12 protein-coding genes are annotated in these 14709 nt (G+C 70.3%); 3 read left to right on the forward strand and 9 right to left on the reverse strand.

All coding sequences use genetic code 11. The features are described 5' to 3' along the window. Positions 1-17: 17 nt before the first annotated feature. From BLR46_RS07455 to BLR46_RS07465, 3 genes are read right to left on the reverse strand one after another with little or no spacing between them, the layout of a single operon-like run. Positions 18-338 carry a DUF8108 domain-containing protein gene (locus BLR46_RS07455; RefSeq protein WP_093250525.1) on the reverse strand — a complete coding sequence of 107 codons (321 nt, stop codon included), beginning with the start codon at positions 336-338 and terminating at the stop codon, positions 18-20. A 39-nt stretch (positions 339-377) separates the two neighbouring features. Beyond that, positions 378-953, reverse strand: coding sequence for an aminoacyl-tRNA hydrolase (pth, locus tag BLR46_RS07460; RefSeq protein ID WP_093250528.1), 576 nt, complete (start codon positions 951-953; stop codon positions 378-380). After that, positions 950-1558 carry a 50S ribosomal protein L25/general stress protein Ctc gene (locus BLR46_RS07465; protein ID WP_093250530.1) on the reverse strand — a complete coding sequence of 203 codons (609 nt, stop codon included), beginning with the start codon at positions 1556-1558 and terminating at the stop codon, positions 950-952. Before BLR46_RS07465 ends, pth begins: the two co-directional genes overlap by 4 nt. Positions 1559-1747: 189 nt before the next feature. Here BLR46_RS07465 and BLR46_RS07470 point away from each other — a divergent pair, with 189 nt between their 5' ends. The 3 genes from BLR46_RS07470 to BLR46_RS07480 all read left to right on the forward strand — a co-directional run bounded on the left by BLR46_RS07470 (position 1748) and on the right by BLR46_RS07480 (position 6543). Further along, positions 1748-2791 carry a LacI family DNA-binding transcriptional regulator gene (locus tag BLR46_RS07470; protein ID WP_093250533.1) on the forward strand — a complete coding sequence of 348 codons (1044 nt, stop codon included), beginning with the start codon at positions 1748-1750 and terminating at the stop codon, positions 2789-2791. A 119-nt stretch (positions 2792-2910) separates the two neighbouring features. Continuing rightward, positions 2911-4074 (forward strand): L-rhamnose isomerase, encoded by a 1164-nt coding sequence (rhaI, locus tag BLR46_RS07475; RefSeq protein ID WP_093250535.1) that lies wholly within the window; start codon positions 2911-2913, stop codon positions 4072-4074. Between the two features lie 3 nt (positions 4075-4077). After that, positions 4078-6543 (forward strand): FGGY-family carbohydrate kinase, encoded by a 2466-nt coding sequence (locus BLR46_RS07480; RefSeq protein WP_093250536.1) that lies wholly within the window; start codon positions 4078-4080, stop codon positions 6541-6543. A 22-nt stretch (positions 6544-6565) separates the two neighbouring features. Here BLR46_RS07480 and BLR46_RS07485 read toward each other — a convergent pair whose 3' ends face one another. The 6 genes from BLR46_RS07485 to BLR46_RS07510 form a co-directional block, all read right to left on the reverse strand. Then, the gene (locus tag BLR46_RS07485) at positions 6566-7744 is read right to left on the reverse strand and encodes an MFS transporter (protein WP_143008242.1); all 1179 of its coding nucleotides are present in this window, start codon (positions 7742-7744) and stop codon (positions 6566-6568) included. 47 nt (positions 7745-7791) lie between these two features. After that, on the reverse strand, positions 7792-8157 hold the full coding sequence (locus BLR46_RS07490) for a fluoride efflux transporter FluC (RefSeq protein WP_093250538.1): 366 nt from the start codon (positions 8155-8157) through the stop codon (positions 7792-7794). Beyond that, entirely contained in the window at positions 8150-8548 is a 399-nt protein-coding gene (locus tag BLR46_RS07495; RefSeq protein ID WP_218118378.1) for a fluoride efflux transporter FluC, read from the reverse strand. Before BLR46_RS07495 ends, BLR46_RS07490 begins: the two co-directional genes overlap by 8 nt. Then, complete coding sequence (locus BLR46_RS07500; RefSeq protein WP_093250542.1) at positions 8548-9525, reverse strand: ribose-phosphate diphosphokinase; 978 nt, start codon at positions 9523-9525, stop codon at positions 8548-8550. The genes BLR46_RS07495 and BLR46_RS07500 overlap by 1 nt, the downstream gene beginning before the upstream one ends. Positions 9526-9537: 12 nt before the next feature. Next, positions 9538-10998 (reverse strand): bifunctional UDP-N-acetylglucosamine diphosphorylase/glucosamine-1-phosphate N-acetyltransferase GlmU, encoded by a 1461-nt coding sequence (gene glmU / locus BLR46_RS07505; protein WP_093250545.1) that lies wholly within the window; start codon positions 10996-10998, stop codon positions 9538-9540. Positions 10999-11168: 170 nt separating this feature from the next. Continuing rightward, entirely contained in the window at positions 11169-14681 is a 3513-nt protein-coding gene (locus tag BLR46_RS07510) for a phosphodiester glycosidase family protein (protein ID WP_093250547.1), read from the reverse strand. Positions 14682-14709 lie beyond the last annotated feature (28 nt).

A 14709-nucleotide genomic window follows, 5' to 3' on the forward strand; every position in this document is an offset into this window, starting at 1 on the left:
AGGGGGCAAACGTCGGCTCAGTAGCCGTTGCGCTTGTTCTGGTCGTAGACCCAGAGCGCGTAGATGACGTTGCCGATGCCGCCGGTGAAGAGGAAGAGGCCGACGTGCGCCCACACGCTGTTGGTCTTGTACGGCGGCCGAGCCGGGTACTGGACGTAGTACGGCTGGGGCGGGGCGAGGAACCGCTGGTCCTGCTGGTACGGCGGCGGGCCGTACGGCTGGTACGGCTGCGCGACGGGCGGCGGCGGCGGCAGGTACGGCTTGGGGCTGTAGGTCGCTTCGGGGTCCGGCCGGCGCTCGGGCTCCAGGTACGGCTGCGGCTGCGGCTGGTCACTCATCAGGCCACTCCTCGTTCTCGCCCCCATGGTACGCGGCGCTCAGGAGTTGAAGCGATTCTGCGCGTCGGCCAGCCCGTGCTGGACGAGGTACTCCACGGCGTCGGCCGCGACCGCCGCGTCGACGCGCAACTCGTCGAGCTCCTTGGGGCGCAGTTTGGCTAGCACCCAGTCGGCCGACGGCATCCGGCCCGGCGCCCGGCCGATGCCGACGCGGACGCGGTAGAAGTCACCGGTGCCGAGGTGGGCGCGGATCGACTTCAACCCGTTGTGGCCGTTGTCGCCGCCCCCCAGCTTCAGCCGGAGCCGCGACGGGTCGAGGTCCAGCTCGTCGTGGACGACGATGATGTCGGCTGGGCCGACCTTGTGGAAGCGCGCCAGGGCACCGACCGCCTCCCCCGAGTTGTTCATGAAGGTGGTGGGCTTCGCGAGGACGTACTTCGCCTCGGGGCGATTGATCGTCGCGACCTCCGCCTTCATGCGCGAGTTCAGGGAGAAGGAGGAGCCGTAGCGGTCCGCGAGGTCCGCTACGGCCCAGTGTCCGACGTTGTGTCGGGTCGCCTCGTAGGTCAGGCCCGGATTTCCGAGCCCGACCACCAGCACGAGGCGATCACTCACTCCTCTTCAGCGCCCTCGGCGGCTTCGCCCTCGGCCGCCTCTTCGCCCTCGGCCGGAGCCTCGACGGCCGGCGCGAGGATGCTGAGGACGATGGCCTCGGCATCGATGTCGGCCTCGACGCCCTGCGGCAGCTTGACGTCGGAGACGTAGACGTTGTCGCCCACCTGGAGGCCCTCGATGGACACCTCGAGCTCGGCGGGGATGTCCGTCGCGGGGGCCAGCACCGGCAGGGAGACGAGCTCGGTGTTGACGATGGTGCCGCGCTCGGCCTCGCCGACCTGGGTCAACGGGACTTCGACGGAGACCTTCTCGCCGGCGCGGACGAGGAGGAAGTCGACGTGCTCGACCTCGGGCAGGATCGCGTGACGCTGGACCTGCTTCGGCAGTGCGAGGACCGGCTTCTTCTCGCCCTCGACGGCGATCTCGAACAGCGCGTTGGCGTGGCGCAGCGCCAGGAACAGGTCCTTGGCGGGGAGCAGCAGGTGCTGGGGCTCGGCGCCGTGGCCGTAGAGGACCGCGGGGGTCAGGCCCTCGCGGCGGGCGCGACGCGACGCACCCTTGCCGAACTCGGTGCGCTTGGTGGCGGTGATGTTGACGTCGGCCATGGTTGGCTCCTTCATAGATTGGCGGACATGCTCACGCCGGCTGAGGAGCTCGTCGATCACGGACCTTGAAGTCCCTCGCCAGGCAACTGGGCAACTCTAACCCACGCTCCGGGGAAGTGCCGAATCGTTGGGCCCGGGCAGCAGGCCGGGGCCTTACACTCGGTCCTGGCACGGAGAGGCGGTGGAACTTTGTCGAGAAGGGACGCGGGCGTCAGCGTCAAGGACGTCGCACGGGCCGCCGGCGTCTCCGTCGGCACGGTTTCCAACGTCTTGAACCGGCCCCACCTCGTTTCGTCCGCCAACCGGGAGAGGGTCGAGGAGGCCATCAAGGCGCTCGGGTACGTTCCCAACGACGCGGCCCGCCAACTGAAGGCCGGTATCAGCCGCACCGTCGGACTCCTCGTCGTTGACACGCAGAATCCCTTCTACGGCACGATAGCGATCGAAGCGGAAGAGGCCGCAGAGGAGCGTGGTCTCGGGCTGTTCATCGCCAACTCCCGGCGTTGGCACGCGAAGGAACAGTTCTACCTGTCCCAGTTCGAGCAGCAGCGGGTGCGTGGGATCCTCGTCACGCCGGTCTCGTCCGACCTACGCACCGAAAACGCCGTCGCCGGGCGTGGCACCCCCGTCGTCCTCGTCGACGCGGAGGCATCTGACGACGGCTTCTGCGCGGTCGGTGCTGATGACTTCCACGGCGGCTACCTGGCCGTGCGGCATCTCATCGCCCTGGGGCGCCAGAACATCACCGTGCTCGGCGGGCCGGAGCACTTCCGGCAGGTCGAACGACGGCTCGCGGGCGCGCGCCACGCCGCCGATGAGCGCGAAGGAGTGACGGTCGAGTACCTCGCCCCCGCCGAGATGAGCATCGTTGCGGGCCGGGAGATCGCCTCGGAGATCGCCTCGAGGGCGACGTTGCCGGATGCCATCTTCGCGATGAACGACCTGCTGGCAATCGGCGCCCTACAGGCCCTCGCCGTCACGCACTCCATCCGCGTCCCGGAAGACATCGCCCTGATCGGCTACGACGACATCGAGTTCTGCAAGGACGCCATCGTGCCGCTCTCGTCCATCCGCCAGCCGAGTGCCGAGATGGGGCGCCGCGCGATCGAACTCCTCGACCACGAAGTGACGGAGGGCGAGTCGCATGTCCATCGGCGGGTCCAATTGCAGCCTGAACTCGTCGCGCGACGCTCCACCTTAGGGCTGCCGTCGGACCAGGCGCCCCAGCACTAAACGGCCCCACCCATTGACCCCGACCCCTGGCATCCGTACGCTGGGCCGGTAACTTGAATCGTTTCAGAGATCCGCTGCGACCGATGATTGAAACGATTCATCACTGCTGAGGAGACGCCATGTTCAACGAGAAGATCAGCGCCCAATTGGCGCAGCAGGAGATCGAGGTCCCGTCCTGGGCCTACGGCAACTCCGGTACCCGCTTCCGCGTATTCGGCACCCCCGGGACGCCGCGCAACGTGCGCGAAAAGCTCGCGGACGCCGCCCAGGTGCATGCCCACACCGGGCTCGCGCCCAAGGTGTCGCTGCACTATCCCTGGGACAAGGTCGACGACTGGAAGGGCCTCGTCGAGTACGCCGCAGAGCTCGGGGTGGGAATCGGCACCATCAACTCCAACACCTTCCAGGACGAGGAGTACAAGCTCGGCAGCTTCGCCCACCACGACGCCGGCGTGCGGCGTCGCGCCATCGAGCACCACCTCGAGTGCATTGACGTGATGAACCAGACGGGGTCGCAGGACCTCAAGATCTGGCTCGCCGACGGCACCAACTACCCCGGCCAGGGCGACCTGCGTCGCCGGCAGGACTGGCTGGCCGAATCGCTGTCGGAGATCTACGGCCACATCGGGGAGCACCAGCGCCTCGTCCTCGAGTACAAGTTCTTCGAGCCGTCGTTCTACCACACCGACGTGCCGGACTGGGGCACCTCGTACGCGCAGGTGACCGCGCTCGGCGACCGCGCCGTCGTCTGCCTCGACACCGGCCACCACGCACCGGGCACGAACATCGAGTTCATCGTCGCGCAGCTGCTCCGGCTGGGGAAGCTCGGCTCCTTCGACTTCAACTCCCGCTTCTACGCCGACGACGACCTGATCGTCGGGGCCGCGGACCCGTTCCAGTTGTTCCGCATCCTCTGGGAGGTCCGACGCGGCGGAGGCTTCGACGAGGCCAGCGGCGTCGTGTTCATGCTCGACCAGTGCCACAACATCGAGGACAAGATCCCCGGCCAGATCCGCTCCGTCCTCAACGTGCAGGAGATGACCGCACGCACCCTGCTGGTCGACGTCGACGCGCTCGAGGCTGCCCAGCAGGCGGGCGACGTCCTCGGCGCGAACGCGGTGTTCATGGACGCCTTCTACACCGACGTGCGCCCCGCCCTCGCCGAGTGGCGCGAGAGTCGCGGGCTCCCTGCCGACCCCATGCGCGCGTTCGCCGACAGCGGGTATCTCGCAAGGATCGCGGAGGAGCGCGTCGGCGGCGCCCAGTCGAGCTGGGGAGCCTGACCCGTGCCCTCGGTCATCGCCGTCGACCTCGGCGCCACCAGCGGCCGGGTCGTCCTCACGACGGTCGGCGACCGGCTCTCGCTCACCGAGGTGCACCGGTTCCCGACGGCGGCCCGTCGCAGCGACGACGGGCTCCGGCTCGACGTCGAGGCGCTCTTCGCCGAGGTCCAGACGGGCATCGGCATGGCCATGGCCGCGGCCGACGGCGACGTGGCGGCCGTCGGGATCGACTCGTGGGCGGTGGACTACGGACTGCTCGCCGGCGGGAGGTTGCTCGACCTGCCGTACAACTACCGCGACGAGCGCACCGCCGCCGGGCGCGCGGCGATCGAGAAACAGATCGGCCACGCGGAGCTGTACGCCAGGACCGGGCTCCAGGACCTGCCGATCAACACGATCAACCAGCTCGGCCACGACCTGCTCACCGGGCGCCTGTCCGGCGCGGAACACCTCCTGCTGCTCCCGGACCTGCTCGGCTACTGGCTCACGGGCCGGGTCGTCGCCGAACGCACCAACGCCTCCACCACCGGGCTCCTGGACCCCCGCACCGGGCAGTGGGACTGGGATCTCGTCGACCGCATCGGGCTGCCGCGCCGGATCCTCCCGGAGGTCGTCGAGCCGGGCACGGTGGTCGGCCCGATCACCACGGGCCCGGCGGCCGGGATCCCACTGGTCGCCGTCGGCTCGCACGACACCGCGTCGGCCGTCGTCGGCGCGCCCCTGGCCGAGGACGACGTCTTCATCTCCTCGGGGACGTGGTCGCTCGTCGGCATGGAGCTCGACTCGCCCCTCCTCGACGAGGCGTCACGGCTCGCGAACTTCACCAACGAGGGCGGAGTCGACGGCACCACCCGGTACCTCAAGAACGTCATGGGCCTCTGGATCCTCTCCGAGGCTGTCCGCGGATGGGAGGCGGCGGGTCTCCGTGCCGCGGTCCCGGACCTCGTCGCACGCGCCCGCGAGATCACAGGCGTACCGACGTTCGACGCGACCCACCCGTCGCTGATCGCCCCCGGTGACATGCCGTCGCGGGTCAAGGCCCTGGCGGGCGGCGACGAGCGGCTCGACGACCCGGCCTTCTTCACCCGCGCCGTCCTCGAGTCCCTCGCAATCGCCTACCGAGACACCATCGACGAACTGGCCGCCCTCACCGGGCGGCGGCCGCGCCGCGTCGTCATCGTCGGTGGCGGCTCGGCCAACTCACTTCTCAACCAGCTCACCGCCGACGTCACCCGGCTGCCGGTCGTCGCGGGGCCCGTGGAGGCCACCGCGATCGGCAACTCGCTCGTCGCCGCCCGTGCGGTGGGCCTGGTCCACGGTTCGCTCTCCGACCTCCGAAGGATCGTGTCGATGTCCACCGACCTCCGCCACCACTCCCCCGCCCTCGACCGTCCCACGACGGAGTTGGAGGCGATCGTCGCGCTCTCCAACGAGTTCGGCGCCAACCCCGCCTTCACCCGCGCGGGCGGCGGCAACTCGTCGGCGAAGAAGGACGGCGTCCTCTGGATCAAGCCCAGCGGCGTGTCCATGGCGACGCTGACCGCCGACGACCTGGTCCCGCTCGCGATGGACGTCCTGACCGACGCGCTCGCCGCGCCGGACCCGGAACTGGGCGACCCGGTCAACCACCTCGCGACGCTCGCGCGCCTCGACGACGGCCCCCGCCGCCCGTCGGTGGAGATCCTGTTCCACGCCCTGATCGGCGACACCTACGTCCTCCACACGCATCCGCTGCTGATCAACGCCGTCACCTGCAATGCCGACGGCGAGGCCATCACCCGGCGGCTCTTCGGCGACGACGTCCTCTGGGTGCCCTACGTGGACCCCGGGCTCCCGCTCGCCCGCGAGATCGCCGCCCGGCGCGCCGCCCACACGGCCCGGACGGGACGCCCCGCCCCGTCGGTCACCTTCCTGATGAACCACGGCCTCATCGTCTCCGGCGACGACCCGGACCGGATCCGGGACGAGAGCCTTCGTGTCCTGCGACGGGTCCAGGAGGCCGTCGCCGAGGCGGGGGCAGTGCTGCCGGCGATCGCGGAGGTCTTCCGGGTAGCGGTGGGCGCGGAGTCGGTCGCCATGGACGACGGCGGGGTCGCGGTCGGGTTCCCCCTGACGGAGGCGGGCGCACGCTTCGTGCAGGAGGGGCCGCTGATCCCCGACCAGATCGTCTACGCCGGCTCCTTCCCCCTGGTGCTGCAGCCGGCCGAGGACGCCGCGACGGCGGTGCAGGCGTACCGCAACGAGCACGGGAAGGATCCGATCGTCGCAGTGGTCCCGGGGCTCGGCGTCGCCGCGGTCGGCTCGGACGAGAAGCAGGCGACAACGGCCCTGGAGGTCTACGTCGACGCGCTCACCGTGGGCAGGGCGGCGAGCGCGCTGGGCAGGGTCCGGGCGCTGGATGACCGGGAGCGCAGCTTCATCGAGAACTGGGAGGCCGAGGCCTACCGCAAGCAGGTCGCGAAGGGCTGAGCGGCCTACGCCGGAAGGTCGGTCAGCGGCTCATCGCCGTGCTCCGGTGCCGGCGGACCTCGCGATAGCGGGAGCCGAGCGCCGGCACGAGGACCCCGGCGACGCCGAACAGCACGGCCGTCATGAAGCCGCCGTTGGAGCCCATCTCGTCGATTAGGAAGCCCGCCGTGGCCGAGCCCAGCGCGGCGCCGACGAGCTGGCCGGTGTTGGCCCAGCCGTAGGCCTCGGCGGACTCGGAGAATTTGATCGTCGAGGCGACGAGCGAGAACATCACCGCGAGCGCCGGGGCGATGCCGAGGCCGGCCACTGCGATGGCGAGCAGCGTGCCCCAGAAGCCGTCGACCAGCAGGGCGAGCACCCCGCCGACCACGAGCGTCGACATCCACATCGAGAGGGTGTAGCGGCCCACCTGCCGGTGCCCGAACGCGAAACCGGCCACCAGCGAGGCCAGCGACATGACCCCGAGGATCACGCCGGCCTCGACGCCGCCCTCCCCGAAGCGACGGACGATCGCCGCCTCAATCGCGGCGGTGCTGCCGACGAGCAGGAAGCCGGAGGCGGTGGCGAGCATCACCGGGCCGCGCTTCAGCACCGCGCCAAAACGGCCGGTGCTGGGCGCGAACCGCACCTCGCCCAACTCGGGTGAGCCGATGAACCACACACCGCCGAACACCAGCAGCGTGGCGCACAGGAGCAGCCCGACGACCGGCGAGACCTGCAGCGACACCACCGTGATCACCAGCGGGCCCATCACCCAGATGATCTCCTGCGCCGACGCATCCAGCGAGAACAGCCGCGGCAGGCGCGCGGGCTCCACGAGCTTGGGATACATGGTGCGCACGGCGGGCTGGACCGGCGGGTAGCTCAGGCCGCCGAGGAGGCCGACGAGGACGTAGCCGATCAGCGGCATGTCGATGAGGGCGATGGCGACCAGCGACGCGGCGCACACCAACGTCGTCGTGATGAGGATGGGGCGGGCGCCGAGGCGACCCATCATGCGGCTCGTGATGGGGCCGGCGATCGCCTGGCCCATCGACGTGGCGGCGAGGACGAGGCCCGCGGCGCCGTAGGAGTCGAAGATCGCCTCGATGTGGATCAGGAGGCCGAGCACGATCATCCCGCTGGGGAAGCGGGCCAGGATCTGCGACGACATGATGCGCGCGACCCCCTTGGTGCGCAGCAACCTCCAGTATGAGCTCACAATCCAAGGAGTCTATCGGGGCCCGAACCCGGGGGTCACGGATTCGCCTAGAGCGCGCCCAACCCGTATCCGACTAGGCCGAAGGCCACGCAGGCGACGAACATGCCCAGCCACTGCCAGGCGAAGGCCACCCACCGTCTGGCCCTCGCCAGACGGGCGGCGTCGACGGCCGCCGTGGAGAAGGTCGTGAACCCACCGCAGAGCCCCACGCCCACAACCGTCAGCCATCGCGCCGGCAGGTCGCCGGCCGCGTGGAGACCGACCACGAGCCCGAGCACGAAGCTGCCGAGGACGTTGACCAGGAAGATGCCGACGGGAAACCTCGTCGAGTGCTGCGAGAGCAGGGCGTCGAGTTCGTAGCGGGCCATCGCCCCCACTCCCCCGGCGGCCACCACCAGCAGGAAGTCAAGCATCGGGGTGCCCCAACCGGAGCCCGGCCCCCGCGAGCATCACGCCCAGCGGCAGCGACGCGAGCGCCGTCGCCCAGTCGAGCGCACCTGCACCGGGACCGGCGAGCGCGACCACGAACGCCGAGTACGTGGTGTAGGCGCCGAGCAGCCCTGTGCCGAGGAAGAGGCGACGGTGGGTCGCCCTCGGATCCGCGTGGCGGCCGATGGCGCCGAGCAACCAGCCGAGCGCGAACGCGCCGGTCAGGTTGACCAGCAGGGTCGCCAGCGGCCCGTCGAGCCAGGCGAGCGCCAGCCCGTGGCGGACCCCGGTGCCGATCGCCCCGCCGGCGAAGACCATCGCCAGCCGCGCGGGCCGGGAAGCGTGCGCAACCGCGTCGGCAGTTGCTCCTCGCACTAGGCCTGGCCGTCGAAGAGGGAGGTGACCGACCCGTCGTGGAAGACCTCCTTGATCGCCTGCGCCAGCAGCGGGGCGATGGAGAGGACGGTGAGGTTGTGGATCGGCTCGGCCGTCTTCAGCGGGAGGGTGTTGGTGACGATGATCTCCTCCATGCCGGAGTTGTTCAGGCGGTGCGCCGCCGGGCCGGAGAAGATCGGATGGGTGGCCGCGGCGATGACCCGCTTGGCGCCGCGCTCCTTCAGCGCCTGCGCGGCCTGGGTCATGGTGCCGGCGGTGTCGATCATGTCGTCGACGAGGAGACAGGTCTTGCCCTCCACCTCGCCGACCACCTCGTGCACGGCGACCGTGTTGGCGAGGTTCGGGTCGCGGCGCTTGTGGATGATCGCCAGCGGGGCCCCGAGCTTGTCCGTCCACATGTCCGCGAGGCGCACGCGGCCGGCGTCGGGCGAGACGACCGTGATGTCGTTGGTGTCGTACTTCTGCTTCACGTAGTCGGCCAGCACGGGCAGGCCCCAGAGGTGGTCGACAGGGCCGTCGAAGAAGCCCTGGATCTGCGCGGCGTGCAGGTCGACGGACATGATGCGGTCGGCGCCGGCGGCCTTGAACAGGTCGGCGACGAGCCGAGCCGAGATGGGTTCGCGGCCGAGGTGCTTCTTGTCCTGGCGGCCGTACGGGTACGACGGCGCCACCACGGTGATGCGCTTGGCGGAGGCGCGCTTCAGGGCGTCGACCATGATCAGTTGCTCCATGAGCCACTCGTTCACGGGCGCGGCGTGCGACTGGATGACGAACGCGTCGCTGCCCCGCACGGACTCCTGGAAGCGCACGTAGATCTCGGAGTTCGCGTACGTGACGGCACGCGTCGGGACCAGCTCCTGGCCCATCAGTTCCGCGACCTCCTGCGCCAGCTCCGGGTAGGCACGCCCGGAGAAGAGCATCAGGTGCTTCTCGTTGGATGCGGTTGCGTCAGCCATTGGGATGAGTCCTCACTTCTCTCGCGATTCGGCGACCTTCGGATGGATCGAGCCGTCGTGTTCGCGGGCGGCCAGGTCCCATTTCGAGCCGGGTCGCCGGTCGGCGATCCAGCCCTCCGAATTGTGCTGACGGCCCCGCGCGACGGCCAGGCCGCCCGCGGGGACGTCCTCGGTGACCGTGGAGCCGGCGGCGACGAAGCCGCCGGGTCCGATGTCCACGGGGGACACGAGCACCGAGTTGGAACCGACGAAGGCATCCTTGCCGACGTGACTGGTGGACTTCTTCTCGCCGTCGTAGTTGGCGAAGATCGTGCCGGCGCCGATGTTGGCGCCCTCGTCGATCACGGCGTCGCCGACGTAGGACAGGTGGGGAACCTTGGCGGTGGGGGCGATCACGGCGTTCTTCGTCTCCACGAAGGCGCCGATCTTGCCGTCGGCACCGAGCTCGGTGCCGGGACGCAGGTAGCTGAAGGGGCCGACGTTGGCGCCCTCCCCGATGACCGCGAACGAGCCGTGCGTGCGCAGGACCTTGGCGAACGGGCCGACCTCAACGTCCATCAGCGTGGTGGACGGGCCGATCTCCGCGCCCTCGCCGATGGTGGTGGCGCCCTGCAGGATGGTGCCGGGGTGCAGCACCACGTCGGGCGCGAGGTCGACGTCGACGTCCACCCAGGTGGAGGTGGGGTCGATCATCGTCACGCCCTTCATCATCCAGGCGTCGAGGATGCGTCGGTTCATCTCCGCGTTCATGCGGGCCAGCTGGACCCGGTCGTTGACGCCCTCGGTCTGCCACACGTCGTCGATGATGTGGGCGCCCACCTTCTGCCCGTTGCCATTGGCGTGGGTGAGGACGTCGGTGAGGTAGAGCTCCCCCTGCGCGTTGTCGGTGTCGAGCTGCGCCAGGCCGGCGCGGAGGGTGGCCGCGTCGAACACGTAGATGCCGGAGTTGATCTCCCGGATCGTGCGCTGCTCCTCGGACGCGTCCTTGTGCTCGACGATGCCGCGCACCCGGTCGCCGTCGCGCAGGATGCGGCCGTAGCCGGTCGGGTCCTCCACGTTGGCGGTCATGACCGTGACGGAGTGCGAGTTGGATCGGTGGACGGCGACGAGCTGGCGGAGGGTGTCGCCGGTGAGCATCGGGACGTCGGCGTAGGTGACGACCACGTCGCCCTCGATGTTCTCCAGCCCCTCGAGCCCGCACTGGACCGCGTGCCCGGTGCCGCGCTGCTCCTCCTGGACCGCGGTGGTGACCGTGCGGTCGAGCTTCTCCAGGTGGTCGAGGACCTGGTCGCGCTGGTGGCCGACCACCACGACGAGGTGCTCCGGGTCGAGCGCCGCCGCGGCCGAGACCGCGAAGCTCAGCATCGACTTGCCGGCCACCTCGTGCAGGACCTTGGATTTCTTCGACTTCATCCTGGTCCCCCCGCCTGCGGCGAGTACGACGACGGCAGCCACTGGAGCGAGATCGGTCACGGCAGTCTCCTTGGGGGTCGGGGCTTGCAGTGCTCACCTTACTGCGCCCAGGCCGGGGTCGTCTCCGCAGTTCCTCTGCGAGCGCCCCAGGCCCCGCGCCAAAAGCTCCGGTGGGAGGGTTTGCACCGAGCTTGGTGCAAACCCTCCCACCGGAGTGGGTGCTGGTCCCGCTACGCGCCGGGCAGCCCGTCGATCGCGAAGAGGTCGTTGTCGATGACGTTCACCTCGGCGTTGCCCTTGCCGCGACCCACGTTCGGGCCGACGGGGCGCAGTTCGGGCTTGCCCTTCGACTGCCACGGGGCGACGGTCGGCTCGGGCGCCACGGAGGGCTCCTCGGCCGGCTGCGCCACGTCGTCGCCCGTGACCTCGATCGTGACGGTCTCGGTCACGTCGTTCACCGTCACCGACAGCGTGTGCGTCCCCGCCCGGTAGGCGGTGAACTCACCGGTGGCGTGGTCGTAGGCGGCGCCGTCGCTGACCTCGAAGGTCGCGGAGACCGGGTAGGCGACGGGGACCCGTCGGCCGTCCTGCACCACGGTGGCCGAGACCGCCCCGGCCTCGCCGGTCTGCAGGGCTTCCAGCGCCGACACCTCCAGTGCGTCGGCGTGCGGCACGTAGGCGACGTTGATCCACTGCTCCTGCGGGGTCGGGTCCACCGCCACCATCGACCAGCCGGTGAAGCCGCCGGCGTCCGGGGAGCCGTTGGGGCCCTTGCCGGCGTTGCCGTTGGTGAACTGGTGGACGCCGTCGAACATGGCCGCCTCGAACGTGCCGGTGCCGGCCGCGTGCAGGGCGACGCCCTTGCCGGTGGCCGCGTGGAACTCGGTGAACCACTCCTCCACCAGGGCCTTCTCGTACGGATCCGTGATCGTGGAGCCCCCGGTGGCGGACTTCTCGGTCAGCGGGTGGTGCTGGAAGACGATCACGTTGTCGATGTCGTCGTTCGCGGCGGCGTCGGCGAGCTGGTACTTCAGGTCCAGCAGCTGGTCGAACCCGCCGGAGCGGTAGTTGTAGCCGGGCGTCGCGCGGACGATGATCCGTGTCCCGTTGTGGTCGAGCGTGTACCACGGGTCACCGAACTCGTCGGTCCACGCGTCGAGGTTGCCGGGGCCGGCCATCTCGTGGTTCCCGGGGACGTAGAAGTACGGGATGTCGTCGGGGATCTCCTCCTCCAGAACGCGCTTCGCGAGCGCGATGTCCTCGGGGAAGCCGCGGTCCACCCAGTCGCCGTTCACGACGATGAACTCCGGCTCGCGGGCGACGATCTCCCGCAGGCTCCGACGTGCCGCCTCCACCACCGGGGAGTCGGGGGCGTCGGCCGTGAACTGCGCGTCCGCCACGACGGCGAACTGCCACCAGTCCTCGGGCAGCGCCTCGCCCGTGACGATGGCCGGGTTCCGCTCGGCCTCGACCTCGAGCGCGGGCACCTCGGGTGCGGCGCGGAGCGTCAGGTCCTGGAACATCAGGCGCCCGGAGTACTGCTTCGCGGGGTTGGTCTCCACCGCGTAGAAGCGGAAGAACTCGAGCGGCATGTTGAGCCCGGCGGGGATGTCGGCCTCGACGTAGCGCCAGCCGGTCCAGGTGACGTAGGCGAAGTTGATGGTGCTGGGCGAGGTGGCGCCGGCCTGGTAGATGTTGCCGCGCAGCCAGACGCCGCTGCCGTCGCCGTGGACCCACAGCCCCATGCGCTGCGGGGTGCCGGTGAGGTCGATCCGCTCGGGGTACTGCAGGTAGGCGGCGCGCGTCGCGGTGGTGCCGGTCATGGAGTAGTTGAACGCCAGCGCGTCGCGGCCGTCGGGGCCGGCGCCGGGTGCGGTCTCGAACGTGGGCACGGGGACGGCGCTCGGGTAACGCACCGCCGTCCAGCCCTCGCCGGTGTCGAGCTCGTCGACGACCTCGCGGGCGAGGCCGATGGTCACGGCCAGCTGGGTCTCCTCGCCGGCGACACGCGCCGTGACGACGACCGCGCCGGACTCCACCAGCGGCTTGACGCGGAAGCGGTCGCCCTCTGCGGTGATCTCCACCTGCTCGGCGTCGTACTCGAGCTCGACGTCGGCCGGCTCGACCCAGGTCGAGAAGCCGCGGGCATCGTGGCCCAGGACCTGGAACGTGCCGGTCTGCTCCTGAGTGGGGAGGCTGACCTGCTGCGTCGATGACGAGAGGCGCACCGGGGCGCCGATGACGACGAGCGGCTGCTCGTGCTGCACGTGGCCCCGGGAGACGACGACGTCGGTGGTACCCGCCTCGACGCCGGTGACGGTGGCGGTCTCGGCACCGGAGGTGGCGGCGTCGATCGTGATGTTGCCGTTGGCCTCGGACCAGCGGGGCTTGCTCGGGACCGGCGCGTAGACCTCGTTGAAGGCCTGGGCGCCGAGCTCGCGGGTGAGGCCCTCCATCACGACGAAGTCGTCGCTGACGTCCGCGTCGGCCGGGGCGTCGGAGTTGGCGGCGGCGACCTTGTAGCCCACGACGCGGTTGGAGCCCTCCGCGACGAAGACGCCCAGCGAGTTGGCGGTGTGGCGCTCGCCGCCGTCGGACGGGTTCGAGCGGATGGTCATCTCGTCGTCGCCGGCGATGCGGGCGTTGAGCTGCGACGAGCCGCCCCCGTCGAGGTTGAGGACGTCGTCGTAGCCGAGGTCCAGGAAGAACTGCGCGGTCTCCACCTCGGTCATGCCGCGGGAGGCGGTCTGGCGGCCGTCGACCGTCATGAGGGCCATGCGCTCGCCGTCATCGCCCACGGCCAGCACGGTGCGGGGGTGGAGGTCGGTGGTGTTACGGGTGACGATCTCGCCGTCGATGACGACGGGGAAGAAGCCGTTGATGGCGGCCGCGATGTCGTCGGAGCCGCGCATCTCGTAGTCCAGGGTGATCGTCTCGCCGACGGTGAAGCGGGCCAGCTCGGCGGCCTTGGTCCCGATGCCGACCAGCACCTGCTCGCCCACCGCGAGCCCTGCCGCGTCAATGGTGGCGGCGGAGCTGACCACGACGCCGTCACGCACCAGCACCTGCCAGGTGGCAGCGGGGTTGTTCAGCGTGCGCTGCACGGCCACGTCGCCCCACTCGGGGGTGAAGAGCGCGACGGCGCTGCCGCTGACGTTGGGGGTGTTGAGGTAGTCGACCGCGACGGTGTGCTCCCCGTCGGTGGCGGACGCATCGAGGAACAGCTGCGCCACCTCAGCCAAGCCGTCGGACCCGATGACCGCGCTGGGGCCGCGGCGGTGCGTCGTGCCCTCGCCGTAGCCCTTGACGATGTCGCCGGCCTGCTTGACGCCGACGCCGTGCGCCGCGCCGGTGTCGTTGATGTCGAAGCCCTCGCCGTTGACGCCGGCGATGGCGCCCGCGCCCTCCAGCTGGTCGGTGAGCGTCGCCGTCGCCGCCACCTTGCCGGTGTCGACGTAGTCGAGCGTGACGGCCTCTTCCGTGAGGTCGAGCGTCATGATGTCGCCGCGGAGCCAGCCGTTCGGGGCGTAGCGGCTGAAGGACGTGTAGTGGATGCCGGGCGCGACGGTGGCGTCGCTGCGCTCGGCGAGGATCGTGCCGGACGGGGCGAGTGCCTCGTCGGGGATGGCGAGCTCAGCCGTGGACGGCTGGGGCGGGGCCGCGTGGGCGGTCGGCAGGAGCCAGGTGCACGCCATCGCGGCGGCGGCCGCGACGGCGAGGCTCCGGTTTCGGACCAGGGACATGCTTCTCCTCGAAACAGATGCTGGGGAC

It is taken from the genome of Tessaracoccus oleiagri (assembly GCF_900103275.1).
In the GTDB taxonomy this organism is placed as follows: Bacteria; Actinomycetota; Actinomycetes; order Propionibacteriales; family Propionibacteriaceae; genus Arachnia; species Arachnia oleiagri.

What these genes read in the sequence shown, in the direction of transcription:
- BLR46_RS07500 (WP_093250542.1), bottom strand. Translation starts at nt 9,525, where the DNA reads ATGGCTGACGCAACCGCATCCAACGAGAAGCACCTGATGCTCTTCTCC.
- BLR46_RS07490 (WP_093250538.1), bottom strand. Translation starts at nt 8,157, where the DNA reads ATGCTTGACTTCCTGCTGGTGGTGGCCGCCGGGGGAGTGGGGGCGATG.
- BLR46_RS07510 (WP_093250547.1), bottom strand. Translation starts at nt 14,681, where the DNA reads ATGTCCCTGGTCCGAAACCGGAGCCTCGCCGTCGCGGCCGCCGCCGCG.
- BLR46_RS07465 (WP_093250530.1), bottom strand. Translation starts at nt 1,558, where the DNA reads ATGGCCGACGTCAACATCACCGCCACCAAGCGCACCGAGTTCGGCAAG.
- rhaI (WP_093250535.1), top strand. Translation starts at nt 2,911, where the DNA reads ATGTTCAACGAGAAGATCAGCGCCCAATTGGCGCAGCAGGAGATCGAG.
- BLR46_RS07455 (WP_093250525.1), bottom strand. Translation starts at nt 338, where the DNA reads ATGAGTGACCAGCCGCAGCCGCAGCCGTACCTGGAGCCCGAGCGCCGG.